This is a genomic window from Quisquiliibacterium sp., assembly GCF_982640115.1.
Genome location: NZ_CEXFHW010000207.1, coordinates 1 through 6,309 on the forward strand (window position 1 = coordinate 1; position 6,309 = coordinate 6,309).

Below are 6,309 nucleotides of genomic sequence, written 5' to 3' on the forward strand. Positions count from 1 at the left end.
GTCGCCGGCCGCAACGACCAGTACCGCCACTGGCTCACCCTGGTCTGAGCCGCCTTCCGCCCGCGTCGCCATGAGCCAGCCCAAGCCCGAAGCGCCCGCCGCCGTCGAACTCGACGGCGGCGATCTGCCGGCGTTCTGCCCGAACCCGCGGATGCCCATCTGGAACCACCACCCGCGGGTGTATCTTGATGTCACCCACGAGGGCGGCGCGCGCTGCCCTTACTGCGGCACTCAGTACCGGCTCAAGGCCGGCGCGGTGGTCAAGGGCCACCACTGAGCGGTCATGGCGCCGGATCCGGGCGGGCCAGCACCCCGCCGCAGCGACATGCGGATCCTGGTGATCGCGCCCAACTGGATCGGTGACGCCGTGATGGCCCAGCCCCTGCTGGCGCTGCTGCGGCGCCAGCATCCGCAGGCCGTTCTCGATGTGCTTGCACCACCCGCGGTGGCCCCGGTCTTCCGCGCCATGCCCGAAGTGACCGAGACCCTGGAGGCCGCCAACCGCCACGGCAAGCCGCAGTGGGGCGAACGCTGGCGCCTCTCGCGGCAGTTGCGCGCCCGCGGCTACGATCGCTGTTATGTGCTGCCCAATTCCGCCAAGTCGGCGCTTGCGCCCTGGCTTGCCGGCATTGCGCTGCGCATCGGCCACCACGGCGAGTCGCGCTACCTGCTGCTGAACCAGCGCGTGCCGCCGCGCAAGGGCGAAGCGCGCCAGCCCATGGTCGAGTTCTACGCGGCACTGGCCGGACATGAGGGGCCGGTGCCCGACCCGGTGCTCAGCCCGCGCCCGGGTCTGGCGCGCGAGGCGCGGGCCCGACTCGGGCTGCGCCCCGACGAGCCGCTGATCCTGCTCTGTCCGGGCGCCGAGTACGGGCCGGCCAAGCGCTGGCCCAGCCGTCACTTCGCCGCCCTGGCCAGCCTGGCCGCCGCCGAATGGCCCGAGGCCACGATCGCGCTGGTGGGTTCGGCGCGCGAGCGTGCGATGGCCACCGAGATCGCGGCGCTCTCGGGCCAGGATCTTCGCAATCTCTGCGGCGACACCTCGCTTGACGAAGCGCTCGGGCTCATCGCCAGCGCCAGCGCCGTGATCTCCAACGACTCCGGCCTCATGCACGTGGCCGCCGCCTGCCGCCGGCCGCAAGTGGCGGTCTTCGGCTCGAGCGACCCGCGCCACACCCCGCCGCGTTCGCCGCGGGCGCAGGTGCAGTGGCTGCAGCTCGCCTGCAGTCCCTGCTTCCAGCGCGACTGTCCGCTGGGCCATACCCGCTGCCTCAACGACCTCTCCCCGACCGCGGTGTTCGCCTCGCTGCGCCAGGTCCTGCAACCCCAAGCCGAGCGCCCCTCCCGATGAGCACCGCCCCCGAATTCGTGCTGACCCTGTCCTGCCCGGACACCACCGGCATCGTCTATCACGTCACCGGCTTCCTGTTCGAGCGGGGCTGCAACATCATCGACTCGGCGCAGTTCGGCGATGCCAGCACCGGGCTGTTCTTCATGCGGGTGCACTTCTCGGCCGCCGCACCACTCGACCGGGACACGCTCGAGGAGGCCTTCAGCCCGATCGCCGCCCGCTTCGCCATGGATGCGCGGCTGCACGCGCTGGCGGTGCGACCGCGGGTGCTCCTCATGGTCTCCAAGTTCGGTCACTGCCTGAATGACCTGCTGTTCCGGTGGTCCTCGGGGCAGCTCGCCATGGAGATCCCCGCCATCGTCTCCAACCACGCCGACTTCCAGCCCCTGGCCCATGGCTACCGCATCCCGTTCTTCTACCTGCCGGTCACCGCCGCCACGCGCGCCCAGCAGGAAGAGCGGCTGCTCGAGCTCGTGGAGCGCGAGCGCATCGACCTGGTGGTGCTGGCCCGCTACATGCAGATCCTGTCGCAGCCCACCTGCGCACAGCTCAAGGGCCGGGCGATCAACATCCACCACAGCTTCCTGCCCAGCTTCAAGGGTGCCAAGCCCTACCTGCAGGCCCATGACCGCGGGGTGAAGCTGATCGGCGCCACCGCGCACTATGTGACCGCCGATCTCGACGAGGGCCCGATCATCGAGCAGGATGTCGAGCGGGTCGACCATGCCATGGGGCCCGAGACGCTGGCGGCCATCGGCCGCGATGTCGAGTCGGTGGTGCTCGCCCGCGCGGTGCGCTGGCATGTCGAGCACCGCGTGCTGCTCAACGGCCACCGCACGGTGGTCTTCCGCTGACCCCGCCCGCGATGCGCCGAGCCCCGGTCCACGCCTCGGCCGAAGCCACCGAGGAGGCCTTCTACGACGCCATGCGGCGTGGTGACACCGATGCCCTGATGGCGTTGTGGGCCGACGACGAGGAGGTGGCCTGCACGCATCCGAACGGCGCGCGCCTGGTCGGGCTGGTGGCCATCCGCGCCTCCTTCGAGCAGATCTTCAGCGGCGGTGGCGTGGCCGTGCAGGCGATCGACCGCCGGGTGCACGAGAGCGGGCTGCTCTCGGTCCACCACCTGATCGAGCAGCTCGCCGTCACCGGCCAGGGCGGCGCACAGCTGGTCGAATGCGTGGCCACCAATGTCTTCGTCAAGACCCTCGCCGGCTGGCGGATGGTGCTGCACCACGCCTCGCCGCTGGGCGAGCAGGCTGCGCCCGCGCAGGCCGGTTCTGCGCCCACCGTGCTTCACTAGCCGCCGAGGCGGCGCACCGCGCCGCCATCCCCGGAGCCTCGCCTTGGAGTACCACCCGCCCCGCTGGTTGCCCGGCGGCCACCTTCAGACCCTCTGGCCGGCGATGGTCGCGCCGCGCGCGGCGGTGCGGCTGCGCCGTGAGCGCTGGGACACCCCCGATGGCGACTTCATCGATGTCGATCGGGTCGATCCGCCCGAGGGCCGCGCCGCGCCCCTGGTGGTGCTGTTCCACGGGCTCGAGGGCGGCTCCGACAGTCCCTATGCGCGTGCCCTGATGGCGGCCGCTGCGGCCCGCGGCTGGCGTGGCGCGGTGGCCCACTTCCGCGGTTGCAGCGGCGAACTCAACCGCGCGCCGCGCGCCTATCACTCCGGCGACTCGGACGAGATCGACTGGGTTCTGCGCCGCTTCGCCGCCGAGCCCGGCAGTGCCGACCAGCCGCTCTTTGCCGCGGGCGTGTCGCTCGGCGGCAATGCCCTGCTGAAGTGGCTGGGCGAGCGCAACGACGCCGCCGGCTTCGTGCGCGCGGCCGCCGCGGTGTGCCCGCCGCAGGATCTGCACGCCGGCGCCGTCGCGCTCTCACGCGGCTTCAGCCGGGTCTACACACGCCATTTCCTGAGCACCCTCAAGCGCAAGAGCCTGGGCAAGCTCGCGCAGCATCCCGGCCTTTTCGACCGCGAGCGCATGCTCGCCGCGCGCGACTTCTTCGACTTCGACGAGACCGTCACCGCGCCGATGCACGGCTTCGCCGGTTGCCATGACTACTGGCAGCGATCCTCGTGCCGGCAGTTCCTGGGCGGGATCCGCGTGCCCACCCGCGTGCTCAACGCGCTGAACGATCCCTTCCTGCCGGCCTCGGCCCTGGCCAGTCCCGCGCAGGTTTCCCCGCAGGTCAGCCTGCACTACACCCGGCGCGGCGGCCATGTCGGCTTCCACGCCGGGGGCGCCGCCCGGCCCTCGGCCTGGCTGGCCGACTATCTCAGCGGATGGTTCGATGCCCATCGATGAACTCGTCGAACGCGCCATGCAGCGCTGGCCGGATGTGCCGGCGATGTACGGCTGGCTGCGCCTGGATCGCCGCGGGCGCTGGCTGCTGATCGACCGCGGCCGGCCGGGTTTCGACGAAGCCCGCGACGGGGCCGGCAGCGAGATCACCAGCCCGCCGATCATCGACTTCATCGGTCGCAACTATCTCGCCGATCCGCAGGGCCGCTGGTACTGGCAGAACGGCCCGCAACGGGTCTTCGTCGACCTCGACATCGCCCCCCTGGTGTTCCGGGTGCTCGGCGAAGGCGAGCGCACCCGTCTGGTGACGCACACCGGATATCCCTCGGGCGCGGTGCTCGGCGCGGGGATCGATCGCGACGGCAACCTGTTCGCGCAGACCGAGGCCGGCCCGGGGGTGATCCATGATCTCGATCTCGCGGCCCTGGAGATGAGCGACAGCGACCCGGACAGCGGCCCCGAGAATGACCAGGGCGGCAGCCTGCGGCTGCGCCTGGGCCGCGAGTGGCATGCGCTGCGGCCCCTGGCCAGCCCGCCCGGGATGCTCGGCTATGTGGTCCGGCCTCGTGCGGCCGCGCCGCTCAGCGAGTCCTGACCCGATCAGCCTGCTCGCGCTGGAACTCCAGCTCGAACTCCTTCAGACGCGCATCGACCAGCGAGCCGGTGTAGAAGTCGAGCGCCGGCAGGGCTCGTCGAGACAGGCGCAGCTGCTCCACGGCGGCACGCCAGTTGCCGCCGAGCGCATATTCCTCGGCGGTGGCCACATGGGCGAGCGCGGCCTGGCCGGCAGCGTGGTGGGCCTGCGCCAGCAGGCGCCACAGCACGGGGTCGCTGCGCAGGGTGGCGAGCTGATCCTGCAGCAGGCGCTCGGCCCGCACCGCCTGGCCGCTGGCCAGCAGAGCCTCGGCCTGCAGCCGGACCAGGCCGCGCGCGCCCGGAAACTTCGCCGTGCCGGCCTCGGCCAGGGCCAGGGCACCAGCAGCGTCACCAGCCCTCAGCCGGGCCTCGGTGGCCAGCCGTTCGACCATGGGATGGCCCTGAGGCAGGCGCTGGCGCACCTGCGCCAGGGCGCGATCGGCGGCCACGAAGTCGCGCTGCGCGACCAGCACGGTGGCCAGCCCGAACCACGCGCCAAGCTCGTCATGGGTGGCACGCTCGCGCAGCTGGCGCTCGAGCTGCGCCCGGGTGTCGCGCAGGCCATCCAGCCCGGTGACCGCCAGCGCCCGCAGCCGGGCGCGGACCAGACGGAACTCGAGGCTGTCGGGCCGCTGGCGATAACGGTCGTCCTGGACCCTGAGCATCATGTCGGCGATGCGCTCGGCGGTGAGCGGGTGGCTGCGGGTGTAGCCCGGCGCGTTGCTCTCGTAGACCCGCGTGGCCTGCTGCAGCCGGCCAAAGAAACTGACCATGCCGGCGGGCTCGAAGCCTGCGGCACGCAGGGTGTCGATGCCCACGCGATCGGCCTCGCGCTCGGCGTCGCGCGAGAAGGCGAGCATCTGCTGCTGCTGGGCGCCGCTGGCCATGGTGATCGCACCGGCGGCGGCCTGCGGGTTGGAACGCGCGGCGAGTGCGCCCAGGATGGCCGCGGCCAGGGTCATCATCGAGGTCTGACGCTGCTGCGCGAGCATCCGCGCGATGTGGCGCTGAGTGACATGGCCGATCTCGTGGGCCAGCACCGAGGCCAGCTCGGACTCGGTCTGGGCCGCGGCGATCAGGCCGGTGTGCACGCCGATGAATCCGCCCGGCAGGGCGAAGGCATTCATGGTGGCATCTCGCACCAGGAAGAACTCGAAGCTGAAGCCGCTGGCCGAGGGCGTGGCGGCAAGCTGGGCGCCCAGACGGTTGAGATAGTCGCCGGCGTCGACATCGTCGGCCACATCCGGATCGCGGCGCAGGTCGCGCATGATGGTCTCGCCCAGACGCCGCTCGGCGTTCGCCGAGAGCTCCTCGCCGCCGGCGTCACCCAGCCGGGGCAGGTTGTCGGCCTGCGGGTGCGCAGCCGGCGGCAGGGCAGCCAGGGTCAGCGCCAGCAGCGTGGCAACGGCACGGCGGGCAGCTGGCCCGAAGGGGAAGGGTTGCGCCATCGGCAAGGCCAGAGGGCCGGCAGGAAGGCCCGGCGGGATTGCTATCATAGCCTTGCACCATGACCACGCCTCTCCCCCCCTCCCCGCTCACCCACTTCGACGCCACCGGCAGCGCCCACATGGTCGATGTCGGCGACAAGCCGGCCACCCGACGGGTGGCGCTGGCCACCGGCAGCATCCGCATGAAGCCCGAGACCCTGGCGCTCATCCGAGCCGGCACCGCGCGCAAGGGCGATGTGCTCGGGGTGGCCCGCATCGCCGCCATCCAGGCCGCCAAGCGCACCTCGGACCTGATCCCGCTGTGCCACCCGATCGCGCTCACCCGCGTGGCGATCGACTTCGAGATCGACGATGCCGACTCGCGCGTCGACTGCCGCGCGCGGGTGGAGTGCACCGGCCAGACCGGCGTCGAGATGGAGGCCCTCACCGCGGTGCAGGTCGGCCTTCTCACCATCTACGACATGTGCAAGGCCGCCGACCGCGGCATGGTGATCACCGAGGTGCGCCTGCTCGAGAAGCACGGCGGCAAGACGGGATCCTGGCTCTCGGAAGACTGAGCCGTGGGGGG

General features: G+C 71.8%; 8 protein-coding genes. 7 read left to right on the forward strand and 1 reads right to left on the reverse strand.

All coding sequences use genetic code 11. The features are described 5' to 3' along the window. The first annotated feature begins 70 nt into the window (after nt 1-70). The 6 genes from AC2H6A_RS17100 (at nt 71) to AC2H6A_RS17125 (ending at nt 4,252) form a co-directional block, all read left to right on the forward strand. On the forward strand, nt 71-277 hold the full coding sequence (locus AC2H6A_RS17100) for a zinc-finger domain-containing protein (protein ID WP_484274923.1): 207 nt from the start codon (nt 71-73) through the stop codon (nt 275-277). A 6-nt stretch (nt 278-283) separates the two neighbouring features. Continuing rightward, nucleotides 284-1,351, forward strand: coding sequence for a lipopolysaccharide heptosyltransferase II (gene waaF / locus AC2H6A_RS17105; RefSeq protein ID WP_484274924.1), 1,068 nt, complete (start codon nt 284-286; stop codon nt 1,349-1,351). Beyond that, nucleotides 1,348-2,205: a formyltetrahydrofolate deformylase gene (purU, locus tag AC2H6A_RS17110; protein WP_484274925.1), complete on the forward strand. Its 858-nt coding sequence runs from the start codon at nt 1,348-1,350 to the stop codon at nt 2,203-2,205. Before waaF ends, purU begins: the two co-directional genes overlap by 4 nt. An 11-nt stretch (nt 2,206-2,216) precedes the next feature. Then, nucleotides 2,217-2,654 (forward strand): YybH family protein, encoded by a 438-nt coding sequence (locus tag AC2H6A_RS17115; protein ID WP_484274926.1) that lies wholly within the window; start codon nt 2,217-2,219, stop codon nt 2,652-2,654. A gap of 103 nt (nt 2,655-2,757) precedes the next feature. Continuing rightward, nucleotides 2,758-3,660: a YheT family hydrolase gene (locus tag AC2H6A_RS17120; protein ID WP_484274930.1), complete on the forward strand. Its 903-nt coding sequence runs from the start codon at nt 2,758-2,760 to the stop codon at nt 3,658-3,660. Further along, the gene (locus tag AC2H6A_RS17125) at nt 3,647-4,252 is read left to right on the forward strand and encodes a DUF2946 family protein (RefSeq protein WP_484274927.1); all 606 of its coding nucleotides are present in this window, start codon (nt 3,647-3,649) and stop codon (nt 4,250-4,252) included. The genes AC2H6A_RS17120 and AC2H6A_RS17125 overlap by 14 nt, the downstream gene beginning before the upstream one ends. Here the strand turns inward: AC2H6A_RS17125 and AC2H6A_RS17130 are convergent. Continuing rightward, a complete protein-coding gene (locus tag AC2H6A_RS17130) occupies nt 4,239-5,741 on the reverse strand; it encodes a M48 family metalloprotease (protein ID WP_484274928.1) in 1,503 nt (500 codons plus the stop codon). The two genes, AC2H6A_RS17125 and AC2H6A_RS17130, sit on opposite strands and share 14 nt — an antisense overlap. A 59-nt stretch (nt 5,742-5,800) precedes the next feature. On the opposite strand from AC2H6A_RS17130, the gene moaC reads away from it, so the two are divergent. Beyond that, nucleotides 5,801-6,298: a cyclic pyranopterin monophosphate synthase MoaC gene (gene moaC, locus AC2H6A_RS17135; RefSeq protein WP_484274929.1), complete on the forward strand. Its 498-nt coding sequence runs from the start codon at nt 5,801-5,803 to the stop codon at nt 6,296-6,298. The last annotated feature ends 11 nt before the right edge of the window (nt 6,299-6,309 follow it).